The 24,819-nt window shown below is 47.7% G+C and carries 25 protein-coding genes; 11 read left to right on the top strand and 14 right to left on the bottom strand.

All coding sequences use genetic code 11. The features are described 5' to 3' along the window. Positions 1–155: 155 nt before the first annotated feature. The 3 genes from PRUTH_RS04885 to purE all read right to left on the bottom strand — a co-directional run bounded on the left by PRUTH_RS04885 (position 156) and on the right by purE (position 3,141). Entirely contained in the window at positions 156–1,349 is a 1,194-nt protein-coding gene (locus PRUTH_RS04885; RefSeq protein ID WP_151172698.1) for an endonuclease/exonuclease/phosphatase family protein, read from the bottom strand. Between the two features lie 158 nt (positions 1,350–1,507). Further along, complete coding sequence (locus tag PRUTH_RS04880; protein ID WP_151172697.1) at positions 1,508–2,647, bottom strand: 5-(carboxyamino)imidazole ribonucleotide synthase; 1,140 nt, start codon at positions 2,645–2,647, stop codon at positions 1,508–1,510. 11 nt (positions 2,648–2,658) lie between these two features. Beyond that, positions 2,659–3,141 carry a 5-(carboxyamino)imidazole ribonucleotide mutase gene (purE, locus tag PRUTH_RS04875; RefSeq protein WP_151172695.1) on the bottom strand — a complete coding sequence of 161 codons (483 nt, stop codon included), beginning with the start codon at positions 3,139–3,141 and terminating at the stop codon, positions 2,659–2,661. Between the two features lie 393 nt (positions 3,142–3,534). Between purE and PRUTH_RS04865 the strand changes: the two genes are divergently transcribed. After that, positions 3,535–4,122: a TetR/AcrR family transcriptional regulator gene (locus PRUTH_RS04865; protein WP_151172692.1), complete on the top strand. Its 588-nt coding sequence runs from the start codon at positions 3,535–3,537 to the stop codon at positions 4,120–4,122. Between the two features lie 6 nt (positions 4,123–4,128). On the opposite strand, the gene PRUTH_RS04860 is transcribed toward PRUTH_RS04865, so the two are convergent. Next, complete coding sequence (locus tag PRUTH_RS04860; RefSeq protein ID WP_151172690.1) at positions 4,129–4,647, bottom strand: GNAT family N-acetyltransferase; 519 nt, start codon at positions 4,645–4,647, stop codon at positions 4,129–4,131. 85 nt (positions 4,648–4,732) lie between these two features. Here PRUTH_RS04860 and PRUTH_RS04855 point away from each other — a divergent pair, with 85 nt between their 5' ends. Further along, the gene (locus PRUTH_RS04855) at positions 4,733–4,936 is read left to right on the top strand and encodes a hypothetical protein (RefSeq protein WP_022946585.1); all 204 of its coding nucleotides are present in this window, start codon (positions 4,733–4,735) and stop codon (positions 4,934–4,936) included. Between the two features lie 63 nt (positions 4,937–4,999). Here the strand turns inward: PRUTH_RS04855 and htpX are convergent, their stop codons facing one another. The 5 genes from htpX to bioB all read right to left on the bottom strand — a co-directional run bounded on the left by htpX (position 5,000) and on the right by bioB (position 9,620). Next, the gene (htpX, locus tag PRUTH_RS04850) at positions 5,000–5,869 is read right to left on the bottom strand and encodes a protease HtpX (RefSeq protein WP_022946584.1); all 870 of its coding nucleotides are present in this window, start codon (positions 5,867–5,869) and stop codon (positions 5,000–5,002) included. A 157-nt stretch (positions 5,870–6,026) separates the two neighbouring features. Next, complete coding sequence (gene bioD / locus PRUTH_RS04845) at positions 6,027–6,707, bottom strand: dethiobiotin synthase (protein ID WP_151172688.1); 681 nt, start codon at positions 6,705–6,707, stop codon at positions 6,027–6,029. Then, complete coding sequence (locus PRUTH_RS04840) at positions 6,704–7,459, bottom strand: methyltransferase domain-containing protein (RefSeq protein WP_170268881.1); 756 nt, start codon at positions 7,457–7,459, stop codon at positions 6,704–6,706. Before PRUTH_RS04840 ends, bioD begins: the two co-directional genes overlap by 4 nt. Further along, entirely contained in the window at positions 7,456–8,577 is a 1,122-nt protein-coding gene (locus PRUTH_RS04835) for an aminotransferase class I/II-fold pyridoxal phosphate-dependent enzyme (protein WP_151172685.1), read from the bottom strand. The genes PRUTH_RS04840 and PRUTH_RS04835 overlap by 4 nt, the downstream gene beginning before the upstream one ends. Continuing rightward, complete coding sequence (gene bioB / locus PRUTH_RS04830; RefSeq protein WP_053910476.1) at positions 8,577–9,620, bottom strand: biotin synthase BioB; 1,044 nt, start codon at positions 9,618–9,620, stop codon at positions 8,577–8,579. Before bioB ends, PRUTH_RS04835 begins: the two co-directional genes overlap by 1 nt. A 97-nt stretch (positions 9,621–9,717) precedes the next feature. Here bioB and bioA point away from each other — a divergent pair, with 97 nt between their 5' ends. Both bioA and PRUTH_RS04820 read left to right on the top strand, forming a co-directional pair. Further along, positions 9,718–11,010, top strand: coding sequence for an adenosylmethionine--8-amino-7-oxononanoate transaminase (bioA, locus tag PRUTH_RS04825; RefSeq protein WP_151172684.1), 1,293 nt, complete (start codon positions 9,718–9,720; stop codon positions 11,008–11,010). A 239-nt stretch (positions 11,011–11,249) separates the two neighbouring features. Continuing rightward, a complete protein-coding gene (locus PRUTH_RS04820) occupies positions 11,250–12,587 on the top strand; it encodes a KamA family radical SAM protein (RefSeq protein WP_151172682.1) in 1,338 nt (445 codons plus the stop codon). A 43-nt stretch (positions 12,588–12,630) separates the two neighbouring features. On the opposite strand, the gene PRUTH_RS04815 is transcribed toward PRUTH_RS04820, so the two are convergent. Then, on the bottom strand, positions 12,631–13,137 hold the full coding sequence (locus PRUTH_RS04815) for a phosphate-starvation-inducible PsiE family protein (RefSeq protein WP_045978320.1): 507 nt from the start codon (positions 13,135–13,137) through the stop codon (positions 12,631–12,633). Positions 13,138–13,159: 22 nt separating this feature from the next. Beyond that, positions 13,160–13,591 carry an ATP-binding protein gene (locus PRUTH_RS04810; protein WP_022946577.1) on the bottom strand — a complete coding sequence of 144 codons (432 nt, stop codon included), beginning with the start codon at positions 13,589–13,591 and terminating at the stop codon, positions 13,160–13,162. A gap of 550 nt (positions 13,592–14,141) precedes the next feature. On the opposite strand from PRUTH_RS04810, the gene asnS reads away from it, so the two are divergent. Next, complete coding sequence (gene asnS / locus PRUTH_RS04805) at positions 14,142–15,539, top strand: asparagine--tRNA ligase (RefSeq protein ID WP_151172680.1); 1,398 nt, start codon at positions 14,142–14,144, stop codon at positions 15,537–15,539. A 139-nt stretch (positions 15,540–15,678) separates the two neighbouring features. Here the strand turns inward: asnS and PRUTH_RS04800 are convergent, their stop codons facing one another. Both PRUTH_RS04800 and PRUTH_RS04795 read right to left on the bottom strand, forming a co-directional pair. Further along, the gene (locus PRUTH_RS04800; protein ID WP_045978322.1) at positions 15,679–16,605 is read right to left on the bottom strand and encodes an electron transfer flavoprotein subunit alpha/FixB family protein; all 927 of its coding nucleotides are present in this window, start codon (positions 16,603–16,605) and stop codon (positions 15,679–15,681) included. Continuing rightward, on the bottom strand, positions 16,602–17,354 hold the full coding sequence (locus PRUTH_RS04795; RefSeq protein WP_151172678.1) for an electron transfer flavoprotein subunit beta/FixA family protein: 753 nt from the start codon (positions 17,352–17,354) through the stop codon (positions 16,602–16,604). The genes PRUTH_RS04800 and PRUTH_RS04795 overlap by 4 nt, the downstream gene beginning before the upstream one ends. A gap of 231 nt (positions 17,355–17,585) precedes the next feature. Here PRUTH_RS04795 and PRUTH_RS04790 point away from each other — a divergent pair, with 231 nt between their 5' ends. From PRUTH_RS04790 to PRUTH_RS04770, 5 genes are all read left to right on the top strand, one after another. Continuing rightward, on the top strand, positions 17,586–19,232 hold the full coding sequence (locus PRUTH_RS04790; RefSeq protein ID WP_151172677.1) for an electron transfer flavoprotein-ubiquinone oxidoreductase: 1,647 nt from the start codon (positions 17,586–17,588) through the stop codon (positions 19,230–19,232). 105 nt (positions 19,233–19,337) lie between these two features. After that, complete coding sequence (locus PRUTH_RS04785; protein WP_022946572.1) at positions 19,338–19,805, top strand: acyl-CoA thioesterase; 468 nt, start codon at positions 19,338–19,340, stop codon at positions 19,803–19,805. A 249-nt stretch (positions 19,806–20,054) separates the two neighbouring features. Further along, a complete protein-coding gene (locus PRUTH_RS04780) occupies positions 20,055–20,651 on the top strand; it encodes a porin family protein (RefSeq protein ID WP_045978324.1) in 597 nt (198 codons plus the stop codon). A 104-nt stretch (positions 20,652–20,755) separates the two neighbouring features. Then, entirely contained in the window at positions 20,756–21,463 is a 708-nt protein-coding gene (gene tsaA / locus PRUTH_RS04775; RefSeq protein ID WP_138590477.1) for a tRNA (N6-threonylcarbamoyladenosine(37)-N6)-methyltransferase TrmO, read from the top strand. 75 nt (positions 21,464–21,538) lie between these two features. Continuing rightward, positions 21,539–23,266, top strand: a complete 1,728-nt coding sequence (locus PRUTH_RS04770) for a proline--tRNA ligase (protein WP_151172675.1) — start codon at positions 21,539–21,541, stop codon at positions 23,264–23,266. Between the two features lie 34 nt (positions 23,267–23,300). Here the strand turns inward: PRUTH_RS04770 and PRUTH_RS04765 are convergent, their stop codons facing one another. Beyond that, entirely contained in the window at positions 23,301–23,537 is a 237-nt protein-coding gene (locus tag PRUTH_RS04765) for a putative hemolysin (protein ID WP_022946568.1), read from the bottom strand. A 328-nt stretch (positions 23,538–23,865) separates the two neighbouring features. Between PRUTH_RS04765 and PRUTH_RS04760 the strand changes: the two genes are divergently transcribed. Continuing rightward, entirely contained in the window at positions 23,866–24,666 is an 801-nt protein-coding gene (locus PRUTH_RS04760) for a UDP-2,3-diacylglucosamine diphosphatase (protein ID WP_045978327.1), read from the top strand. Positions 24,667–24,819: the final 153 nt, after the last annotated feature.

Below are 24,819 nucleotides of genomic sequence, written 5' to 3'. Positions count from 1 at the left end.
CTTACAAGCAAAGACAGTGTTTTAAGACCAACGGCAGTTTACTTAGACAAAAAAAAGGTCAGCAAGGGATGCTGACCAAAACTCTGCGCTAGCAATAACGAAACAAGTACGGGACCTGCTTCACATATATATAGAGTACTAAGCGGCTAAATGGTTCACTGTTTTTTTATTAATTTTAGGTCCATCCACACAAGACGATGATCTGACGAAGCTTTTCTATCATTAATTAATTTATATTGTGCCGGGTCTTGCTCCGTCGGCCAATATACACCTGCCGAGATTGGCTCAAAACCGAACTTTGATGGCAACACATAATCAGCTCTAGCACGCCAGCTTGCGGTGTAATAACGCGCATAAGCTTGCTCATCCACTCCTGCTCCTCCGGTGCTCTCGGGCACCATACTGGCATCCACTTTATCATGAGCTAACACTTGATTAATGGCCTCAGGACGCGCTTTATCGCCTTGCGGTGCAGCGTTTAAATCTCCCAAGATAACAAATCGGCTGTTGTCATTGAGGCCTCCTTGGCGGCCTTGGTCATCCACCAAATAATCGCTTTGATTATCTAAATAATCGGCGATTAGTTTAATCTCAGCTTTATTACGCAGACCGTTTCTATCTTCCGGACCATCGAACACCGGTGGTGTAGGATGAGATGCCAACAGATGCACACGTTTACCATCAACGCTGATAGGCACATCCCAGAATGACTTAGAGCTTAAGCGCGCAGCTTGCCATGTACGGTTATCATAAAAAGCATTGCCATCAAGCATGGGCATCTGCGCCTGCGGTTGTTGCGCCCATTTCAATTGTGCAAACGTGCGCACGCGCTCATGGTCAATGGGATAGCGGCTTAAGATCACCATGCCGTATTGACCAGGGTAGAAACCAAAGCCATAAGCATCCCCGCCATTGCCAGAGAGCTCACCATTGCCGTCAAAGTCGTAGTCGCTGGCAACACCGGTATTAACGGGCGCACTATAGCTGTAGGGGTAGTGAATGGCTTTTACACTGCCATGATCCTTGCCTAGATAGTGGCGTTGAAAAGCATCGACTTGTTCGCGCCAATCCTCGTTATAGTCGAATTCATTGAGTAATATCACATCAGGACGCACCCGTTGAATAATATGCGCGATATTGTGAATTTGTGGGTGTTGCCCTTGGGCTAGCAAGGCAGGTAAAGGCGATTCACTTAGCTCACTGGGATTAGTAACGTAGTTCGAGCCATCCATACTAACGTTAAAGGTCGCGATACGCAGCGTTGTTGGCACAGACGAATGAAGTTGCGCACAGGCCGCAACGAGCAGACACAAGGAGCCAATAAGGCCAAAACGTTTGCACAAGGTCATTTAGGGTTTTCTCTTATATAAGCAAAATGAAAACGCCATACTAGCAGCTGTTAATGACATTGTGTCAGCGTTTGGGATGAAAAAACCGAGCTTCAAGGCTCGGTTTATTCGCTTAAATAGTCTTGTTGGTTGCTAGCGGTACTGCGCAACCACAGGTACTAGTTGAGAATTAACTGATGGGCTCGTGCTTCAATACCAGGATAATCCTGCTCGCTGAGGTGCTCATGCAATTCACCGAGACGCTCCCCAAGCTCATGCAAGGTATTAGCACTGACATTGATATGACCCATTTTTCGCCCTGGTTTTACCGCTTTACCATACCAGTGACTGCGAACGCCAGTGGTGGCCAATACCTCTGCCGGGATTGCTGGCTGACCCAAAACGTTAATCATCGCACTCGGCTGCAATAGATAAGTACAGCCCAAAGGCAAACCGGCAACAGCACGCACATGGTTCTCGAACTGGCAACAATAAGCGCCTTGCTGTGTCCAATGACCCGAGTTGTGAACACGCGGCGCAATCTCATTGACTAGCAATTCACCGTCAACATCGAAAAACTCGATAGCAAGTACGCCAACATAATCCAGCGCATTGGCTATTTTGCTGTAGGCATCAACCGCCTGAGATTGCATATCTTGGCTGACGATGCCTGCTACCGACAGCGTCAACACCCCGTCAGTGTGTTCATTTTCGGTGACCGGGTATACTTTTACATTCCCCTGTGCATCGCGCGCACCTATCACTGAAACTTCACGGTCAAACGCAATCATCTTTTCACAAATAATGCGATGCGACGCATCTTTATCTAAAAATGCCTGCATTTCTTGCCAGATTTCATCAGTCTGGTCGATGCTTTTTAAGCGCCATTGGCCTTTGCCGTCGTACCCAGCCTGACAAGTTTTGATCACCAAAGGTAAACCCAGTTCATTCACCGCTTGCTCAAGGTGAGTACGTTCATTCACTAAAATATACGGAGCACTCGGTACGCCAGCATTATCGAGCAGCGCCTTCTCTTTGGCGCGATCGCCGCCGCATTCAATGGCTTTTTTACCGGGGAAGAATTTGCCGCTTTGCTCACAGGCCGCAAGCACATCGCTGGGAATATGCTCAAACTCAGCAGTAATACGGTCGCTACTGGCGATTGCTTGCTCTAACGTTTGCGTATAGTGCTCACCGGTTACCGGGTGCACCACTTGTTTGCTAGCCACGTCATAAGCACGAATATGGATATCCAGCGGCGCTGCCACAAGCGCCATCATACGCGCTAGTTGGCCCGCGCCCAGAACTAACATTTGCATATACAACTCGCTTATTCAGCTGGGTTAGGGTTAGCTAAAACAGTCTCTGTCTGCTCGGCACGAAATTGGTCAATTTTCGCCAGTAGCTCTGGTTGCTGACAGCCCAAGATTTGCGCTGCCAACAGTCCCGCATTAGCGGCACCGGCATCACCAATAGCTAAAGTACCTACCGCCACACCTTTTGGCATTTGGCAGATTGATAATAACGAGTCAACACCATTGAGCGCTTTCGATTTTACTGGCACGCCCAATACCGGTAGCGAGGTAAAAGCGGCCGCCATACCCGGTAAATGCGCAGCCCCGCCAGCACCGGCGATGATCACTTTAACACCACGCTCAGCAGCTGAGCTGGCATAATCAGCTAAAAGTTGAGGAGTGCGATGCGCAGAAACCACTTTGGTTTCATACTCGACACCGAATTTATCCAGCATGTCCGCCGCATGTTGCATGGTGGGCCAGTCTGACTTTGAGCCCATAATAATTCCTACTTTCATTGCCACTCCTCAGTATGAACGATATAAATGTAAATTACGCCGTATGATGACCAAGCATCAAGGGGGGTTAGCGCCGCAGTGATTCTCTTTCACCGCAAAAATTGTCGCGCATTATACTAAAAAGCCCGATAAAAAGCATGGCTAAGTTTTGTTGCTAGAGGCAATGAACAAAGTTATCCATTCGCTGCTTTCCAAACTCGCCATGCCTTAGCAGGCCCTATTATCAATGCCAAAACCACCACCCCTCCGGGGATGAGCACCGCCTTTAGCACCGGTCCTAAAACATAGCTGTAAAAGCATATAAAGGGCACAAATAACACATAACCGATTATCCGTGATACTATATTAACGACTGATTCCATTGTAGTTTTCCATCAACTTATAAAAATGAGCATGCTCATTATAATAATTGAGCGCGCTCAATATCAAGCAAAAGGGTTTGTTTTGAGTAACCAATTGACGCCTAAAAAACTGCAAACACGAACACGGATCTGCCAAACCGCGTGGGAGCTGTTTATTGCCAAAGGGTTTGAGAGCACGTCAACACGTGATATTGCCAAGGCAGCAGGGATAGCAAATGGCACCTTGTTTAGCCATTTTGCGAATAAAGATGAGTTGCTCAAGGTGTTAATGATTGCGCAGATTGATAACGTCATCGCTGATGCCCAACGCAGTGACGACCATCAGCAGCCAAAACTGAAAATGCGCCACTATGCCACGCACCTGTATGCGTTTTATTTGCAGCATGTGGAATTCAGTAAGACCCTACTACAGAGTTTGATTTGGCAAGGACAGTTTTTCGATGAACAAATACAGCAATTTAAAGCGTTGTTATTTGCATCGGCTCCCCAGTATGACGAGGTGCGCGCCGCAGCCATGATGGACTGTTACTTTATGACTTTGATAGAGGGGTTAAATCAGCCAGCCCCTAACGCTAATGCTATGGTGCGTCGCTTAAGTGCCAAGCTCGCCCTACTCTAATCAGGATTAACTTGCTTGATTGAGTTGCTCGGCAACATCGAGTGCACAGGCCGGTAACGCTAAACTATAGAGTTGCGCGCTACTTGGTTTGAAGCCTGCACGGGTAAGCGTATTGATACTGCGGTGATTTTCGACCATCACTCGTGCTTGGATACGCGTCAGCGGCTTATCAATATAGCGGCCGTATTCGGCTAATAGCAAAGCTATTGCTGCTTGCATATAACCTTTACCCCAATGCTGAGGATGAAGTTCAAAGCCGAGCTCCGCGCAACCTTGGGCGATATTATATAAGCCGCAGCTACCAATGACCTGGTGCTGGTGAATGATAGCAAAGCGCACGCCTTGCCCTTTTAGAAGTAGTTCGATGTCCGCTTGAATCATACTACGCACCTCAGTTTTAGTTTTCGGTGGTAAATAATCATTAAAGCGAAAAACCAAAGGCTGCGAGAGAATAGCAAACATTGCCGGCGCATCTTTGTGGCCTATGGGACGTAAACTAAGCCCGCGAGATGGGCAGCGATTCATAGCAGTAAGAGTATATCGGGCTTGAGTTAGCGAATTATTGCCTTAAACTATGCTCAAGAGCAAGCACTAGAAGTTAAAAACACTCATGGCTGATGATTTTATTATGGTTCCTCCTACTACCACGGTGTACTGCCCTAAACGCGGCGAAGGCTGGACGTTAACAGGGATCACTGGCATTGAGGAGTTCGTCTCGGTGATGTTTGATGGCGTGCGCTACACCCTAAGCGCCAAAGAGGTGGTTGAGGAGTTGATCCCCAACCAACAGCAACGCCAGCAACAAAGCGCGTAATTGCTTAACTGAAAACAAAAAAGCGCACTCTTAAGTGCGCTTTTTTTAGTTCCACAACAGCCGTTAGCTTTGTGTTGACAGTGCATGAATTCGCGCATCCAATGGCGGGTGTGAAGCAAATAGCTCACCAATAGAGCGCCCTGGTGCGATACCAAAGGCCATCATTGAGCCTTCTAGCTGTGACTCATGGTTGCCTTTCAAGCGCTCTAGTGCAGCACGCATTTTATGTGCGCCCACTAACTCGGCTGCGCCTCTGTCTGCGGCAAATTCACGTTTGCGGCTGAAGTAAGCAACGACCACGGAAGCGAGTATGCCAAATAACACCTGAAACACCATGTCGAAGATAAAATAAGTCCAGCTTGGCCCACTTTGCTCCTCATCGCCATTGAGGAAATTATCAACGATACCAGCCAATACCTTAGCAAAGAAGATAACAAAGGTATTCACGACTCCTTGAATCAACGTCAATGTCACCATGTCGCCATTGGCCACATGAGAGACTTCATGAGCGAGAACCGCTTCGGCTTCTTCTTGGCTCATGTTGTGAAGCAAGCCACTGCTTACCGCGACTAACGCGTTGTTTTTCGATGGTCCAGTAGCAAAAGCATTGATTTCTGGGCTGTCGTAAATAGCGACCTCTGGCATGTTGATACCACGTTGACGCGCTTGCTCGGCAACCGTGTTTACCAGCCACTGCTCGGTACCGGAGCGCGGCTGCTCAATAACATATGCGCCAGTAGAGCGTTTAGCTATCCACTTAGACATCAACAATGAGATAAAGGAGCCACCAAAACCAAACACAGCGGCGATGATGAGGATCCCCCCCATACTGCGACTTGATATCCCCAGCACCGAGAATACGATAGATAACACCACACCTAGCACTAACATAACGGCAAGGTTGGTCAATAAAAAGAGCACAACACGTTTCATACTACATTTCTCCAACGGGTAAGATTATTCATTAGGGATCATCGAGTGATCCATAATGGATAGCGTCACCCTATCGACGCGTTATGCTCAATATATATAGGCAGATGTTTACGGTATCAAGTTATTTCGGCAAACGGATTTGTAAGCAACTGTAACCTTAACCTAACTCGAATAGCTCCATAAGAGCGCGGTGGATTTTTAGCTTTGGTGTGTGCTCGGTATAAGGGCTTTCTCCGAGAAATGGGGCTGGCAGCCTTGCTTTCAAGGTGGCTAAATTGGCATCGTATTCCTGCATCTGTGGATCCACTTGGTTGGCTATCCACCCAGCGACGTGTACACCTTGATGCGCCAGCACTTCCATCGTTAACAATGCATGGTTGAGGCAACCGAGTTTCATACCCACCACTAAAATGACTGGCAGCTGCTCAGCAAGCACCCAATCACTTAACAGCTCCGTGTCATTAATGGGTAATAGCCAACCTCCGGCGCCTTCGGTAATGAGAATATCGGCACCGCAACTTTTAAACTCGTCGTACGCGCTGCGTACCTTGCTAACGCTAATATGTTCACCTTGCTGCGCAGCGGCAATATGAGGTGCAATCGGTGGCGCAAAAATAAACGGATTTACTTGCTCATAGAGCACATTGGTGTTGCCGCTTTCGATGAGTGTCAGTGCATCGGTATTGACCAGTCGGCCAAACGCCTCCTCAGCACCAGCGGCGATGGGCTTAAACCCGGCCGCCTTCTTTTTATGCTGTACAGCGAGTTTCAGTAGCAAGCTGGTGACATGGGTTTTACCTGCATCGGTATCGGTTGCGGTAACAAAAAATTGTTTCATTTAATGAGCTCCAAAAATGCGACGTTGTAGCTTAACTCCACGCCCGGCTGCGATCCCTGTAAATGGTTGAGAATCTGCATATACTGATTTTTCGATAAGTGACGGTGGCCATGCTCACAGCTATTGGCACCAATAGCCGATAAACTTTTTAACGCCTGTTTAGCACTGTCAAAGCGATCAAATAGCCTTGCTTGATGCTGCCATTGCACCTTAAACCCAGCTTGCTTAGCCGCTATGATCAAATCGCCAACACGTATAAATTGGTTAATGGCTGGCACCCCTGCCATGGCAAAAGCAGCTTTCACTTCCTCAAGGGAACCCTCGCTCACCACGGCAATATATGCCCGCCCATTCGCCGTTAAAATACGGTGTAACTCGCAAAGTAAGGCAGCTAAATCAGCAGACCATTGCATCGCAAAGTTACTAAAGACAGTGTCTATCGCTGCACTGTGTATTGGTAGCATGTCCATATCTGCGCACACTACCTGATTGTCATCGCCACCTAAGGTTCGTGCACACTGTAGCATGGATTCTGATAAATCAAGGGACACTAACTGCTGTGCCCTGACACTGAGCGCATGGCTATTCACGCCGGGACCCGCGCCTAAGTCTAAACATACACCCAAATGTCTGGCGCCAATGTGGTCTAACAAAACAGTACTGCTCGCGGCTTGCACTCGCGCATGCTGCTGATAATTCGTTGCCGCTTTGGAGAATTGCCGCTGGGTAGTAAGTTTTAATGCCGCACTCATCGGCATTGCTCCAAGGCGCTGACTAAGGTGTCGATATCTTGCTCAGTATGAGCCGCCGTTAAGGTGATACGCAAACGCGCAGTATTGTGGGCCACAGTGGGCGGTCGTATGGCACTAAGCCATATGCCTTTTTCACGAAGTTGATTTTGCATCATCAACGCTGATTCACTATCGCCGACGATCAACGGCTGTATCGGTGTATCTGAGGGCATCAGTGCTAAATGAGCCGCCGCACATTGGCTTTTAAAGTAATCAATCAGTGCAGATAAATGTTGGCGCTCGGCGTCGGCCGCCAACAACTGCGTCAGTCGCTCGTCAATCACCTCACATTGCAAAGCGGACAGTGCCGTGGAATAGGTGTAATCGCGATTACTTTGCAGCAGCAAATCGATGACTTTGTTGCTAGCTAGTACGATAGCCCCGTTGGCAGCCAGCGCTTTACCAAAGGTGAGCACTAAAATATCAGGCTTAAGCACCGCAGCGCTGCCTTTGCCTCCACCGAGCACCCCAAACCCATGGGCATCATCAAGCATTAACCAGGCCCGGTGCTTCTCACACTGACTGCGTAGCTGTTCAAGCGGCGCGCAGTCCCCATCCATCGAGAACACGCCCTCGCTTACTACCAGTTTATGGTGGGCTTTGGATTTACCCAAGCGCGCATCCAGATGCGCCATATTATTGTGATTAAAGCGCTGCATCTGTGCGTTTGCCGCAAGGCCGCCATCGACTAAACTGGCATGATTCAGTTTGTCTTGCACAATCAAGCCTTCCCGGGCTTGAGCAAACAAGGCTTTCAGCACACTGGCATTAGCACTGAAACCGCTGGCAAACAGCAGCGCTGACTCAAAGCCATAAAGTGCACAAAAACGTTGCTCCAGCTCTGCTTGCTCACGACTGTAACCAGTAACCAACGGCGAACTGTGCCCGCCACTGCGCCCTTTCAATGGCGGCAGCGGCCGATCGCCTAAAGCAAGATAGTCATTGGACGCAAAATTTAAATAGCGTCGACCATCCACGGCCAAGGTGCGCGCACAAATGTCATCGACTACCACGCGCTGGCGCAGTAAGTGCTGCTCTTTGGCACCCTCGAGCACATTATCAATGTATTCAAACGCCATTAGGGTGCTTCGTAAAACAGCTCTGAGGTTTTCTTATCAGCGATAGCTGAGCTCAATGACGCTTCATAGGCCTCGTCTGAGTAATCCTGAGCCTGCTCTGGGCGCATCCCCAGTTTGCGAATAAGGTTCATATCGGCATCGGCTTCAGGGTTGTCGGTGGTCAGCAGTTTATCACCATAGAAGATGGAATTTGCTCCGGCAAAGAAACACATGCTTTGCATCTGCTCATTCATTGCCGTGCGCCCTGCTGATAAACGCACGTAGCTTTTCGGCATCATGATACGCGCCACAGCAATAGTGCGAATGAATTCGAACTGGTCTAAATCATCGACGTTTTCTAAAGGCGTGCCCTTGACCTTAACCAGCATATTAATCGGCACACTTTCCGGTTGCTTAGGCAAGTTAGCCAGCTGGATCAGTAGGCCGTAGCGATCAGAAGCCTGCTCTCCCATACCGATAATGCCACCGGAGCATACCTTCATGCCGGCATCACGCACATGATCCAGTGTGTCTAAACGGTCTTGGTAAGTGCGCGTCGTGATAATCTGCTCATAGTATTCAGGTGAAGTATCAAGGTTATGGTTATAGTAGTCTAACCCCGCCCCGCGCAGCTGCTTGGCTTTATCGTTATCAAGCTTGCCCAGTGTCATGCAGGTTTCTAAACCCAGCTCTTTTACTTCTCGGACCATGCGCTCAATGTAGGGCATATCGCGGTCTTTAGGGTCTGACCATGCTGCACCCATGCAAAAACGGGTCGCACCTTTTGACTTGGCGGCCCTGGCCTGCTCCACCACTTTTTCTACTTCCATCAAGCGCTCACGCTCGAGGTCGGTTTTATAGTGCCCTGACTGAGGGCAATATTTACAATCTTCTGGGCAGGCGCCGGTTTTAATCGATAATAAAGTCGAAATTTGCACTTCGTTGGGGTTAAAGTGTTGACGGTGAATGCTTGCCGCTTTGAACAGCAAATCATTAAATGGCATGTCAAAAAGGGCTTTAACTTGTTCGTGCGTCCAGTTATGACGGATTTCGGCCTGTTCCATAGAGTTCTCTTTATTATCGACGGTAGAATTTAATTTTGTATCAGTCTACGAGTTGCCTTAGTATTGTCAACGCTGCAATGACATTTGAAGTTTACCTATGAGCAATAATTATACACATATCGACACTGAGTTTGATCGTGAGCACATTTGGCACCCCTACACATCAATGCTCAACCCTCTTCCCAATTATCCCGTTACCCATGCTGAGGGAACCCGCATTTATCTACAAAGTGGCGAAGCCTTAATTGATGGTATGGCATCATGGTGGAGTGCCCTGCACGGCTACAATCACCCCCAGTTAAATGAAGCGCTGCAAAGCCAAAGCAACAATATGAGCCATGTTATGTTTGGCGGTATCACTCACGCGCCAGCAGTTGAACTGTGTAAAAAGTTAGTGGCGATGACCCCCAAAGCGCTCGACAAGGTGTTTCTTGCCGATGGCGGCTCAGTAAGTGTGGAAGTGGCGATAAAAATGGCAGTGCAATATTGGTATAGCCAAGGCCATAAACAAAAGCATAAACTTATGACCCCGCAAAAGGGCTATCACGGCGATACCTTTGCCGCTATGAGTGTGTGCGACCCGGTCAACTCAATGCACAGTATGTATCGCGGATTTTTACCCGAACAAATCTTTGTGCCGCCACCCCGTAGCCGTTTTAATGAACGCTTCGACCCTGAAGAGGCGCACACCCTAGAGCAATACTTTGATAAACATCATCATGAAGTGGCGGCTTTTATCATTGAGCCGATTGTCCAAAATGCCGGCGGTATGAACTTTTATCATCCCGACTATTTAAAAACCGTGCGCCAGTTGTGCGACCGCTATGAGATATTGCTTATTTGCGACGAAATTGCCACTGGCTTTGGCCGCACCGGTACCTTGTTCGCTGTTGAACATGCCGATATAGCTCCAGACATTATGTGTGTGGGGAAAGCACTTACCGGTGGCTATATGACCTTAGCCGCGACACTGACCACGAGTCATGTAGCACGCGGTATTTGCGAAGGCGAAGCAGGCGTTTTGATGCATGGCCCCACCTTTATGGGTAACCCGCTGGCCTGCGCCGTGGCCAACAAAAGTCTCGAATTGTTGCTCGATAATAATTGGCAAGGGCAAATAAACGATATTCATCATTGGCTTGGTGCCTTAGAGCGCTGCCGCGAATTAGCCGCCGTGGTTGATGTACGCCGCCTTGGCGCCATTGGTGTAGTTGAGCTCAATAGTGCTGTGGATGTCGCCAAGATACAGCGGTTTTTTGTCAGCCAAGGAGTGTGGATCCGCCCCTTTGGTAAATTGATTTATCTTATGCCGCCTTTTGTTAGCAGCGAAAACGACATTCAGCGCTTAGCCACGGCAATATACGATGCTATTGCTCAGGGTCACTACTAATGAGGTGGTGACTGTTGCCTCTTTGAGCTGGGAGTCACCACAGTTTATAACCAGCTCAAAGAGTTAACTTACTTTTCGCTGAACAATTAGTTTCACTGCGTAGCAATTTTATACCTGCTTGGGCGCGCCAAAGGCCGCTCTTTGCGTGTTACAGCGCAATTATATTCGCACTTAGGACTAGGAATTGGCTTGACCTTTTTGTTAGAGTACCAACCTTTTCAACTAGCAAGTGAAAATATATGCAGCAAACCGTTCAAATACAGCCAGCGGAAACCTTTGTCCCGCCTAGGTTTACCGTGTATCAACACCGTCAAATTGATAAAATTGAAGCCCTACACCAACTACCAGAGCATATGCGCTTTGAGATGAAGGTCGTGGCCAGTGTATTCCCATTCCGCGTAAATAACTTTGTAATTGAAGAATTGATTGATTGGGATAAAGTTCCCAATGATCCGGTATTCCAACTTACGTTCCCTCAGCGTGGTATGTTAGATGACGAGTCGTACGAGCAAATGGCTGCGCTGCATAGAACGGACCCAACCGCTGAACAGGTAATGGAACTGGCACAACAGATCCGTAACAAGCTGAACCCGCACCCTGCCGGGCAAATGGAAAAGAATGTGCCCGAGCTCGATGGTGAGCGCGTTGAAGGCATTCAACACAAATACAAAGAAACCGTGTTATTCTTTCCAGCACAAGGACAATATTGTCACTCTTACTGTACTTTCTGCTTCCGCTGGGCGCAGTTTGTTGGTAAAGCGACACGATTCAATAACAACGATGCGGACTTATTGCATAACTATCTGCGTGAGCACAAAGAGGTTACCGATCTACTCGTAACCGGCGGCGACCCAATGGTGATGCGTACCGTTAAACTTCGTGGCTATCTTGAAAAGCTTAAAGATCCCGAATTTGACCATATTCGCACCATCCGTATCGGCACCAAGTCACTGACTTTCTGGCCATTCCGTTATTTAACCGATCCTGATGCGCAAGACTTGCTCGCCTTAATTAAAGAGCTCGTGGATGCAGGCAAGCACGTTTCTATTATGGCTCACATCAACCATAAGCAAGAGCTGCGCACCGCCGCCACACGCGAAGCGATTGCCCTATTGCGTAAAACCGGCGCGCAAATCCGTACTCAAGCACCACTCCTTAATAACATTAATACCGACCCTAATATGTGGGCGGAAATGTGGAAAGAGCAAACGCAGCTAGGGATGATCCCGTACTACATGTTTATTGAACGTGATACCGGGGCCAAGCGTTACTTTGAATTGCCCCTGTATAAAACTTGGGAAACCTTCCGCGAGGCTTATAAACAGGTATCCGGCGTCAGTCGTACCGTGCGCGGCCCGTCTATGAGTGCAGGTCCAGGAAAGGTAGAAGTATCTGGTGTCAGCGAGATTGCCGGTGAAAAGGTCTTCGTACTGCGCTTTATTCAAGCTCGCAACCCAGATTGGGTGCAGCGTCCTTTCTTTACCAAGTATGACGAGAATGCTACATGGCTTAATGACTTAAAGCCGGCATTTGGCGAAGAAAAGTTCTTCTGGGAAGACGAATACAACGCCATGTAATAAAAAAAGCCGCCCTTGAGGCGGTTTTTTTATCAATGTCCATCTAATGGTCATAATCATCATTGGGCGCTTTGCCCAAAAGCCAGTAGGTTATCCCCAGCGCTAAAGTTGTGGCGGCGATACCTATCAGGTAAAGCGGGGTGAGGGTATCAAAATCAAGGATGATCACTTTACGAGCGATAGCCATCAAAGCAGTCGCGACGACAAGCTTGACAGGAAACACGTTGCTGCCTAGATACATCCTAATGTTGATAAATATTTCCACCGCTATCAACACAGCCATAAAGCCACCAAAGGTATAAAAGATGTCATTGACATCTAGTAAAAAGTAAGGTGGCTGCATTAATCGCTCGTAGATAATGTACATAACATCACCGACCCCCCAGAGTATAACTGCCACCATACACAGGGCTAAAACACAAATAGCAAAGCGAATCACTTTGTGTAGCATGCGAAAAAACGCATCGGGATGATCAACCGGAAGTTCTTGGTGGAGCTCGTGCGCTAGTTTAGGTTTTTGGGTGTCATGCTCTACTTGCTTGTTACTCATGAATGCTCCTTGATATGGTCAATTACCACTCAAATTGATAGGCCATTTTCGCTATCGTCCGCAGTGCTACTTTGTGGGTGTTGCGCTGAGCATAAAGGTGTTGCATTGCTTTGTCTTTTACCTCGCCAACGATCACCTCTTTGACTTGATAACCGAGCGCATGCGCAGCTTCAATGTAGGCGATAAATTCCCATTTTTTGATATTGGTGTTATCAACAATCACTAACGGAATGCCCTCCGCGAGCGCTTTAATATAACGGGCTAAATTAAGATTGTGATATTCAGGTAACTTGTGCTTATCAAATTGATAGTGGCCATCTTGCACGAAGAAATCGTCGGTACTGCAAATAAAGTATTGGCTAGCATCGCCGGCAACGAGGTCGTCGGCAAGGCTCTGCGCATAGTGGGTTTTACCACTACCTGGCAAGCCGCGTAGGATAAAAGCTTGTTTCATTAACTACTCACTGCGTTTTAACTTAAGATTGCAAGGGTAAAGCTGACACACAAAAACGCTAAAGCAATAAGCGAAAGTGCAGCCAGATGCATCATTTTATTTATATTTCTTGCCCTTATAATGCCACAAACGCAGCAAAGACCACACAGCATTAGCATGATTAAGGCGCTATTTTTCGGTTTTAAGAGCCAATGCTCGCGAATGGGCACGTCGAAATAACGTAATATGCCGTAATCTACATCAGGGCGAGCGTAGTGAATCAATACTAATACCACAACAAAAAGCACCCAGCCTACACCTGCACACCAAGCGACTAATCGAAAAGGGCCCGGTTTATCTCCCCTCAACATGCTAAAGCGTCTCGATAATAAGTTATATATGATTAGTTTAGGTGATATTTTCTACGCTTTTACGTATTTCTGCCCTGATTGAGGCAATTGGCAGTTTTTTTCTCCCTAAATCACGGTTAAGATAGGCCTCTTAACTTTCATCATAATACTGCTGCTGCCAAGGTGCAGCACAGTAGGCAATAGTAATCATTGGAGTGAAAATGAGCCATACAGCAATCGCCGAGCTATTAAAAGGCGCCGTTGCCGTGGACACCCAGGTCAACATTAAAGGTTGGGTGCGCACACGTCGCGATTCTAAAGCAGGTATTTCGTTTCTAGCCGTTCATGACGGTTCGAGTTTTGATCCTATCCAAGCTGTAGTGCCTAATTCGCTCAATAATTATGATGAAGTAACGCGTTTAACGGCCGGCTGCTCGGTAAGCGTAACCGGTAAGCTCGTAGCGTCAGCCGGTAAAGGTCAGGCCTTTGAAATTCAAGCGGACAGCGTTGAAGTAATTGGCTGGGTAGAAAACCCTGACACTTACCCTATGGCAGCAAAGCGCCATAGTATTGAGTACCTACGTGAGCACGCCCACCTGCGCCCACGCACTAATGTGATTGGCGCGGTTACCCGTGTTCGTAACTGCTTATCGCAGGCTATCCACCGCTTTTTCCATGAGCGTGGCTACATGTGGATCAGCACTCCCATCATTACCGCCAGTGACTGCGAAGGTGCTGGTGAAATGTTCCGAGTGTCGACATTGGATATGCAGAACCTACCACGCACTGATAAGGGCGATATCGACTACAGCGAAGACTTTTTCGGTAAAGAAGCATTTTTAACGGTATCAGGCCAGCTCAACGGTGAAACCTATGCCAGCGCAATGTCAAAGATCTACACCTTTGGCCCAACCTTCCGTGCTGAAAACTCTAACACCTCGCGCCACCTTGCAGAGTTCTGGATGGTCGAGCCGGAAGTGGCTTTTGCCGATTTGAACGACATCGCCAAACTTGCCGAGGACATGCTTAAGTATGTCTTTGCTGCGGTATTGGAAGAGCGTCGTGATGACATGGAGTTCTTCGCACAACGTATCGAGAAAACGGCCATCAGTCGTCTTGAAGAATTCGTCAGCAAGGACTTTGCGCAGGTTGATTACACCGACGCTATCGAGATTCTTAAGGCGTGCGGTAAGCAGTTTGAATACGCTGTTGAGTGGGGCGTGGATTTACAGTCTGAACATGAGCGTTATCTGGCTGAAGAGCACTTCAAAGCGCCTGTAGTTATCAAAAACTACCCGCGCGATATCAAAGCCTTCTACATGCGCCAGAACGAAGACGGCAAGACGGTGGCAGCGATGGATGTCGTTGCCCCAGGCATTGGCGAGATCATCGGTGGCTCTCAGCGTGAAGAACGTTTAGATGTGCTTGATGCTCGTTTAGAGGAAATGGGCTTAAACAAAGAAGACTATAGCTGGTATCGCGACTTACGCCGCTACGGCACGGTGCCTCACTCAGGCTTTGGTTTAGGTTTTGAACGTTTAGTCGCTTACGTGACCGGTATGGGCAATGTCCGTGACGTGATTGCCTTCCCACGCACTAAAGGCAGCGCTACTTACTAATAACGGCGCACGCTATAGACATCAAAAACCCGCTCACGTAGCGGGTTTTTATTTGCGCCTAAGCTCTTGAAACAACATTACCTACAAAAAAGCCCACAACACAAAAACAGTCGCGGGCTTTTTGTAAACTAGTTGCGCTTTAAAGCTTGGCTTCTAACTCAGGTAGAACATCGAATAAATCAGCCACTAACCCATAGTCAGCCACTTGGAAAATCGGTGCTTCTGGGTCTTTGTTGATAGCTACAATAACCTTTGAGTCTTTCATACCTGCCAAATGCTGGATGGCACCACTGATACCCACGGCTATGTACAAATCAGGAGCGACAATTTTGCCGGTTTGCCCTACTTGCATATCGTTCGGCACAAAGCCCGCGTCTACCGCAGCGCGTGATGCGCCAATAGCCGCACCGAGCTTATCGGCAATACCTTCTAACAGTTTGAAGTTTTCACCATTTTGCATACCTCGGCCGCCGGAAATAACCACATCAGCAGCGGTTAATTCAGGGCGTTCAGACTCAGTTTGCTCTTTAGAGACAAACTCACTGTTCGTTGAGGCCATGCTATTGTCAATCTTTTCGATGCTAGCACTGCCGTCGCTGCTCACTGCATCAAAGGCACTGGCACGCACAGTAATAACGTGCACAGACTCAAGTGACTTCACCGTCGCAATGGCGTTACCAGCATAAATCGGGCGTTTGAACGTATCAGCGTCGATAACATCAATAATGTCCGATACTTGCGCTTTATCTAATAGCGCTGCAACCCGTGGCATAATGTTTTTACCGGTGGTCGTCGCACTGGCAAATAGATGGCTATAATCACCCGCTAGGCTCACAATTAAATCAGCGGTGTTTTCAGCTAGTTGGTGTGCATAATCACTGCTATCAGCGACCAACACACGGCTTACACCGCTGAGCTTACTAGCCTGTTCAGCCGCGTCATTAAGGTTCTCACCAACCAGCAACACATCAATATCAGCGCCTACTTTGTGCGCCGCGCTTAATGTTTTCGCGGTTTCAGGCTTTAGTTCACCGTACTCGTGCTCAGCTACCACTAATGCTTTCATGACACCACCTTTGCTTCATTTTTTAACTTGTTCACTAAGGTTTCAACGTCTTCAACGATTTCACCACCTTGACGCTGAGCTGGCTCTTCCACGCTCACCAACTGCATTCGTGCAGCAAGGTCGACGCCCATATCCGCAGCACTTTTCACATCTAAAGGTTTGCGTTTTGCTTTCATAATGTTAGGCAATGATGCATAACGGGGCTCGTTGAGACGCAAATCAGTCGTGACAATCGCAGGAAGCGTGAGCGCTACAGTTTGTAAACCACCATCAACTTCACGCGTCACGTTCACTTTGCCATCGTTAATATCCACTTTTGAGGCAAATGTACCCTGCCCCCATCCGCGCAGCGCAGCCAGCATTTGCCCAGTCTGGTTATTGTCCGAATCGATACTTTGCTTCCCTAAGATAACCAGATCGGGTTGCTGCTCATCAATTAACTTGTCGAGTAGTTTTGCCACATGCAGTGAGTCTAGCTTCTCATCACTTTCGATGTGAATGGCGCTGTCGGCGCCCAGTGCCAGTGCAGTGCGCAACTGCTCTTGCGATGACTTATCACCAATAGTCACAGCAATCACTTCCGTTGCCTTACCTGATTCTTTTAGGCGAATAGCTTCTTCTATGGCGATTTCGCAAAATGGGTTCATCGCCATTTTCACATTCGCCAAATCGACATCGCTGTTATCTGCCTTTACGCGTACTTTGACGTTGTAGTCGATGACACGTTTGATGGGCACTAATACTTTCATATTTGCTCCTGTTGACACGCGAGTGGACGTTCTAAAGCGGCTATAACCTGCGCGGTTACTACTGACACGCCCACACCTGACGTTAACGTAAACTTATTTATTTGATGAAATCAGACTACTTCCTGTTGACGTAAACGTCAACCTAAAATAACCTTGGACAATAACCTTTTGTGTAACGATTAATTTGCATTTCGTAACACCTTATACCGTCATATAAAGCAGGGGATCATTATGGTAGAACGCGAAACCATGGAATTTGACGTGGTCATCGTCGGTGCAGGGCCCAGCGGCCTTGCTAGCGCCATTAAGCTCGCGCAATTAGCACAAGAACAACAACAAGAATTGATGATTTGCGTGGTTGAAAAAGGCTCTGAAGTAGGTGCTCATGTGCTCTCCGGTGCCGTTTTCGAAACTCGCGCACTCGATGAGCTACTCCCTAATTGGCAGGAGTTAGGCGCGCCACTGCATACCCAAGTCACCGAAGACGAAATTTTATGGTTCAGTGATGAGCAAAAAGCTAAATCCCTGCCCCACTTTATGGTGCCCAAAACATTTCATAATAATGGCAACTATATCGTCTCTATGGGCAACGTTTGTCGTTTTTTAGCCGAGCAAGCAGAACAATTAGGAGTCGAAATTTTCCCTGGTTTTTCCGCGCACGAACTACTTATTGAAGACGACAGCGTCAAAGGCATCATTACCGGTGATATGGGTCGCGATAAAGAGGGCAATGAAAAGCCTGGGTTTATGCCGGGGATGGAGCTCAGAGCAAAATACACCATTTTCGCAGAGGGCTGCCGTGGCCACTTGGGCAAACAATTGATCAATCAATTTGCCCTTGATAAAGACCGCTCTGTGCAACACTACGGTCTTGGTTTTAAAGAAATCTGGCAAGTAGATGCACAGCAACATCAACAAGGAAAAGTGGTTCATGGCACTGGGTGGCCGCTTAGTGGAGATACCAATGGCGGCGCATTTATGTACCACTGCGAGGATAATCAAGTGGTGGTGGGCCTCATTGTCGACCTTAACTACACCAACCCGCACTTAAGTCCTTTTGATGAATTTCAGCGAATGAAACATCATCCTGTATTCGCTGATGTGCTCAAAGGCGGTAAACGCTTAGCCTACGGCGCGCGTGCTATAGCCAAAGGCGGGTTACATTCGCTACCGAAAATGCACTTCCCAGGCGGCCTACTCGTGGGCTGTGACGCAGGTACGCTGAATTTTGCCAAAATCAAAGGCAATCACACCGCAATGAAATCCGGTATGTTGGCAGCCGAAAGTATTTTTGAGGCAATAAAAGCCGGTGATCAACACACTGATTTGGCGGACTTTGCGCAGCGTTTTGAATCTTCTTGGGTGTATGATGAGCTTTACCGCTCACGCAATTTTGGGCCGGCGATGCATAAATTGGGTAAGTTCTTCGGGGGCGCGTACAACACGCTGGACCAAAACCTATTCGCAGGAAAGCTGCCTTTTACCTTTAAAGACAACACCCCTGATTACGCGACCCTACTGAGCAGCTCACAAGCACCGAAAATTGACTACCCAAAGCCAGATGGTGAGCTTAGTTTTGACAAACTCTCATCGGTCTTTTTGTCTAATACCAATCACGAAGAGTCTCAGCCGTGTCACTTACAATTAAAGGATGCTGCGATACCTATTACGGTTAATTTGCCACGCTTTGATGAACCAGCACAGCGCTACTGCCCAGCTGGGGTTTACGAAGTGGATGACAGTGAAGGTGAGGCAAAGTTTGTGATCAATGCGCAAAACTGTGTGCACTGTAAAACCTGTGATATCAAAGATCCTAGCCAAAACATCACCTGGGTCACCCCAGAGGGAGCGGGTGGTCCTAACTACCCTAATATGTAGTTGTTATTAAGTACTTTATCCTAAGTTGCAACTGGGGCGTAAGCCCCTTTTTTATTTATATACACTACACTTGCTGTAACAGGTCGAGCATATTTGGGGAGCTCTATGAGTCAAGATACGGTTACTTTTCGATTTTTAGCCGAGCCTACCGATGTCAATTTCGGTGGTAAGGTCCACGGCGGAGTCGTCATGAAATGGATAGATCAAGCTGGCTATGCCTGTGCCGCAGGTTGGAGCGGTCATTACTGTGTCACGGTATCTGTGGCGGGAGTAAAATTTCGCCGGCCAGTGTTAGTGGGTCAATTAGTTGAAGTTAACGCCTCTATTGCGCATACCGGTAAAACCAGTATGCAAATATTTATACAAGTACGCTGTGGCGACCCCAAGACGCAACACATGGTCGAGACTAACCACTGCGTGATCAGCTTTGTCGCTATGGACCAAGCCGGCTACCCAGTAGAGGTGCCATGCTTTAAGGCAAAAACAGAAGAGCAGAAGCGCCTAGAGGCGTATGCGATTAAAATGAAAGAGATAGCCATCGAAACTGAAACACTTTTACAGAAGACCTGTTAATCGACTATTAATCAATTAGTTAGGTTCCATTCAGGGTGTAATTTTGACATTTACCGGAAAATTTTACACCTTTTTCAGGTCCATACAAAACAGCCGCGCGTTACACTCCTTAAGGCTTTGTAAACAACCCTGCGCTTTTCTGTAACTAACTGAATTATATATTAATAAAACACCTAATTTTAGTTGTTTTAAGACTCTTGGCATGGCCTCTGCTTTGTTAGGCATGAACTAACAAAATGGAGAATCAAGATGAAACACACTAATAAAACTGCTCGCTTTTCCCTTTGCGCTTTAGCTATGGCTTTAACGACAACCACAGCGATGGCGGCCCCTTCAAGTTATGAACCAAGCAGTGAAGTGAACCCTCGTTTCTACACCGGTATCGGTTACGGCCAATACTCATTTGAGTTCGACAATGATGACCTAGATACTGAATTTGATGACGATGCCGGTATGCTTGAAGCTTACGTGGGCACACAGCTCAATGATTATTGGAGTTTCGAGCTCGGCTATCACAATTTTGATGAAGTGTCTGATATCGACCAACAAGCAGAACTAGATGGTGTTTCGCTATCAACCAAACTCGCTCTGCCTGTTAGTGAGCGTTTCAAAGTTTACGCAACCGCCGGTTGGCTAGAATGGGATGCAGACCTACGTGCGCAACTTGATGACCTAACCATTGCCACCACGCAGGCCGATGGTGGCGATGTATTTTACGGCGCCGGCGTACAGTTTGCGATGACAGAGCAAGTACGCTTCAACCTTGAGTACGAGCGTTATGAACTAGACGAACAAATTGACCCCGAAATGGACGTTGCGTCTGTATCGGTTGAATACCTATTCTAATTAGCCCAGCACTTTCCCTACTTGTACAAGGGGCCCTGTGCCCCTTGTTTTTACCCGGTGCCATGACTACACTGCGCTCACCTTAATTCGCTGTGTAAAACATTGTGTCGTCCCAGTATCAAATCACCGCCATTGGCCATATTCGCTCTCCGTATAAACAAAAGTTTGCTATCCCGCGACAACCTCGCCTAGTTAGCGCGGCGCGCGCTGATCTTATCTTTACCGATGAATTTAACAGAGAGGAGTTTGTGCGTGGTATTGAGGAGTTTAGCCACCTATGGCTGTTGTTTCGTTTTCATGAAACGGCTGATAAAGGCTATTCACCGTTAGTTCGCCCTCCTCGCTTAGGCGGAAACGCTCGCAAAGGTGTGTTCGCTACGCGAGCGACATTCCGTCCCAACGCCATTGGCATGAGCGCAGTCGAATTGCTCGGTGTGAATTACCAACACGGGCAGCTTAGTCTTCGTTTAGGGGGAATCGACTTACTCGATGGCACCCCGATTATTGATATCAAGCCCTATCTGCCTTATTCCGATGCCATGATGGATGCCAGTGCTGGCTTTGCCGATACCCGGCCGCACACCCAGATGAGTGTCAGTTTTTCTGAACAAGCACAAAGTGTTATCGACAACAGCGACCCTGCTTTAGTGCTTGAGCAATTTATCACTCAAGTGCTTCAGCAAGACCCACGGCCAGCGTATAAAAAGAGTCTGGCTGGGGTGCAGCACTACGGCATGACCTTGTATGATTTTAATATTCGCTGGCAAGTAGACGGTGAGCACAATCATGTTCTCGAAATTTGCCCGCTTTAGCGCTTTGCCCTGCGCCCGAGCGCTGCTAAACTAGCGCTCTTACCTATTAATCATTAAATAAAAAACGGAATATTCATGCGTACCAGTCAGTATTTACTTGCGACCCTGAAAGAGACGCCCTCAGATGCCGAGGTGGTGAGCCACCAGCTCATGCTTCGTGCGGGCATGATCCGCAAACTCGCCTCCGGCCTATACACTTGGCTGCCTTCCGGCGTTAAGGTGCTGAAAAAAGTTGAAAACATTGTTCGTGAGGAAATGAATAAGGCTGGCGCCATTGAGATGCTCATGCCCATCATTCAACCTGCTGAGTTGTGGCAGGAGTCGGGCCGCTGGGAACAATATGGTCCTGAGCTTTTGCGTATTGAAGACCGTCATAAACGCCCTTTTGCGTTAGGACCTACCCACGAAGAAGTGATCACTGATTGCGTACGTAAAGAAATTAGTAGCTACAAACAGCTGCCAATCACCTTATACCAAGTACAGACCAAAGTGCGCGATGAAATTCGTCCTCGTTTTGGCATCATGCGCTCGCGCGAGTTCGTCATGAAAGACGCTTACTCGTTCCACCTAAGTGACGAGTGTTTAGCGCAAACGTATGAAAAGCTACACCAAGCATATTGCAATATTTTCGACCGTTTAGGCTTAGATTACCGCCCAGTTCTTGCAGACACCGGTTCCATTGGTGGTAATTTGTCTCATGAATTCCACGTATTGGCCGAATCCGGTGAAGATGCTATCGCCTTCAGTGATGGCAGTGATTATGCCGCAAATATCGAAAAGGCAGAGGCAAAAGCCCCGAGCGAAGCCCGTCCTGAGCCCAGCAAAGAATTGCAAAAGTTCGATACCCCGAAAGCAAAAACCATTGCTGAACTTAAAGAGCATTACGGCGTTAAGCCGCACCGTGGTGTGAAAACTTTATTTGTTTACGGCGAAGCAGACGAGCAAGAGCAACGCCCACTGGTTGCTTTAGTACTGCGTGGCGATCATGAGCTCAACGAACTCAAAGCAGAGAAGCTTGAAGGCGTGCAGGCACCACTGGAAATGGCGAGCGAAGCGGACATTGTAAAAGCAGTAGGCGCTCGTCCTGGCTCTTTAGGCCCTGTTGGCTTAAATACAGCGATTATTGTTGACCGCTCAGCGGCGGTGATGGCGGATTTTGTCGCCGGTGCCAACGAAGATGATGTGCACTTCAGTGGCATCAACTGGGACCGCGACGTCAATGACTACCAAGTTGCGGATATTCGTAACGTGGTTGATGGCGATCCGAGCCCTTGTGGTAGCGGTACTTTGAGTATTAAACGAGGGATTGAAGTTGGTCATATCTTCCAGCTTGGCACCAAGTATTCCGAGGCTATGAAAGCCGGAGTATTGGCAGAAAGTGGTAAAAACCAGACCATGACCATGGGCTGTTACGGTATTGGTGTATCCCGTATCGTTGCCGCTGCCATCGAGCAAAACAATGATAAATACGGCATTATTTGGCCGAAAAATATCGCTCCGTACGAACTGGCTATCGTGCCCATGAATATGCACAAGTCACATCGTATCCCTGATATTGCTGAGCGCTTTTACAGCGAATTGCAACAAGCTGGCATTGATGTACTCTTTGACGACCGCAAAGAGCGCCCTGGGGTCATGTTTAACGATATGGAGCTACTGGGTGTGCCACTGACCTTAGTGATTGGTGAGCGTAACCTCGATAATGATCAAGTAGAGCTTAAAAACCGCCGTACAGGTGAAAAGCAGTTGCTGGATATTGATGGTGCGGTAGCCGCCATTGTTGCCGAGCTTGCTAAAGCATAAACGAAAAAAGCCAGTCGAGAGACTGGCTTTTTTATTACTGGTATTTGCGGAAAAACTCCCACGCGTCAACTTTTGATCCGTTATCCAATACACAAAAGCTGCTCTTGCCTTGGGGCTGTTGCTCAACAAGGTATTGCCCGCCCTGATCAACACAGAATTTTGCAGCGGGATTACTCATATCCACAGGCAGTTGTTGCGTTAATGGCTCGTCTTGGCAACCGCTAAGCGCAGCTGTTAACACGATACACAGCCCAGCTAAACGATACTTCATGTTGCTCTCCTATTACGCTTTACGCGTTTGTCCTCGTTACACCCAAGTTTTATGGTCGACGAGGCACTGCTAAAACATTGCCAAAATGACCGGTTCTTGGCAAAGCGTAAAGCCTGTTAAAGCGAACAAATCATTGCTTTGCTGTCATATTGGCTCATTGTCTCCCAACACTTGCTTACCAAGGCTGGCTGAAGGTCGCAATAATAATCAGGCTCATACCGTTAGACAAGCAGATCCGATAGTTGTCACGGATTGTTCTTTTTTTAGTCTTTTTTTTGTCATCGCTACGCTCTAGCCTCGCTATTATTACGCTGCGAGTCACACCATTATGAAACAACGTAACACCACCCATTACCCGGCCGTATTTATCTCTGATATTCATTTAGGTTGCAAAGATTGTAAAGCCGACTATTTACTCGACTTTTTAGCCCATATTCAGTGCGATACACTTTATTTAGTGGGCGATATTATTGATTTATGGTCAATGAAAAGGCGGTTCTTTTGGCATTCCAGTCACTACCATGTACTGCAAGCACTGCAGGAGAAAGTAAAAGCAGGCACACGGGTCATTTACGTACCAGGTAATCACGATGAGACCTTTCGTAAGTATGATAAAGAGCTGCTCATGGGCGTGGAAGTACACCGGCAGTTTGTGCATACCACAGGTAATGGTAAGCGCTTTGTTATCTTGCACGGTGATGACTTTGATTCTGCAACGCGTTACAGCAAACTGATCAGTATTATCGGCGACGCCGCCTATGACTTTTTGCTGTTTTTAAATCGCTGGCATAATCGAGTACGCCGCCTTTTTGGTGGCCGCTATTGGTCTTTAGCAGCGTGGTTAAAATCTCGTGTACACAAGGCCCAACAAGCGATTACTGCATTTGAAGATGCGGCCATTCACGAGGCCAAGCGCCGGGGCTATGACGGCATTGTCTGTGGTCATATTCACCAACCCAAGCTACGTGTCAGTGATGGTATTATTTACTGTAACGATGGCGACTGGATAGAGAACTGTAGCGCCTTGGTAGAGAATCATCAGGGCCGTATTGAGCTTTTGCACTGGTCAGACACTCAGCATGTGATGGCTTCAAACCCATTAAGCGAAGTGAATAGCAAGGCAGCATAAATTCATTACATGGCTGTAGGCATTATTCAACGACACGCCCAAGGTTGATTAATTTATTCACAGCTATTGCTATAAATCTAACCATCTAGCCTCTGTAAGGCGCGATTTGGTTGCATATTGAGCTTATTTCACGTACTAATAACTGCTCACTAT

Origin of the sequence: Pseudoalteromonas ruthenica (assembly GCF_008808095.1) — a bacterium.
Classification (GTDB): Bacteria; Pseudomonadota; Gammaproteobacteria; order Enterobacterales; family Alteromonadaceae; genus Pseudoalteromonas; species Pseudoalteromonas ruthenica.
This window is presented reverse-complemented; position numbering and strand designations above follow the sequence as displayed.